Source organism: Roseomonas chloroacetimidivorans, from assembly GCF_049629625.1.
Classification (GTDB): domain Bacteria; phylum Pseudomonadota; class Alphaproteobacteria; order Acetobacterales; family Acetobacteraceae; genus Roseomonas; species Roseomonas chloroacetimidivorans.
In genome coordinates this window covers 1-1026 of the sequence record NZ_JBNBZS010000296.1, presented here as the reverse complement: position 1 = coordinate 1026, position 1026 = coordinate 1, and the positions used below count along the sequence as shown (strand labels likewise).

General features: G+C 68.0%; 1 protein-coding gene. It reads right to left on the bottom strand.

The features are described from left to right. Positions 1-249: 249 nt before the first annotated feature. The coding region (locus tag ACO1BU_RS37560; protein ID WP_424140933.1) for an IS110 family RNA-guided transposase at positions 250-1026 on the bottom strand (777 nt) is incomplete at its 5' end.

Here is a 1026-nt window from a genome sequence, read left to right as displayed (position 1 = left end):
GGGCGTCAAGCCCCTCGAGTGAGTACCACGTCGCCGGTGTCATGCTTCCGTCCGTGGTCGGCACGAGGCCGCCACATCATGCGGTCAGAAAGGAGCCAGCGGGCCAATCTAAGACGCGTGGTTCGCCCCAGGGGGTTTCCACAGCACTACTCCCGGCCTCACTGCCTCCCGCGTCCCGGCGACGGGACCTCAGACGAGCAGGATCGGACTGACCCGTCCTGCCCGAAGCTCCATCCTCTCCGCGCTGTATCAGGCTGCCTGCGCCTCCTTGCCCCAGCGGAACTCCGTGCCATCGGCCCACATGCGATGGAGGACGCTCCCGAGCTTACGGGCCAGCGCCACCTTGGCCCGCTTCAGGCCCCGGCGCTTGGCAACCTCCATCGCCCAGCGCTTGAGCGCGGAGAAGCGCGTCGGGCGGCTCAGCACCGCATTGGCGGCCTCATAGAGTGCGGTGCGCACCATGGCGTCGCCCACCTTGCTGATCCCACCGGTCACGTCCGTCTCGCCCGACTGGTAGCGCTTCGGCGTGAGCCCGAAATGCGCGCCTACCGCCTTGGATGAACTGAACCGGCCCGGATCGTCCACCGCCGTCCTGAAGGTGATCGACACCAGCGCCCCCACGCCTGGCGCCGTCATCAGCCGCCGACAGACCTCATCAGCGCGCACGATCGCCAGCATGCGCCGGTGCAGCCGCATGAACTCCGCCAGCAGACCCTCTCGCGCCGTCAGCATCGCGCCGGTGACCGTCTCCAGCATCTCATGGCCGGCTGCGAGCTCCCGGATCCGGGCTGCGAACTTGGCCTTGCTGACCTCGCCTACCTTGAAGCCGAAGCCCCGCAGAATGCCGCGGATGCTGAGCTCAACATCCCGCAGCTTGCTCTGCAGCAGCTTGCGTCCGACCAGCAGCGCGCGCACCTCCTGGGCCCCGGGCGACTTCCGATGCACCGGGCGGTACCAGCCCATCCGAAGCAGCTGGGCGATGCCGCGTGCATCCTTCCGATCGGTCTTCACCGTCATGGCCGAAAG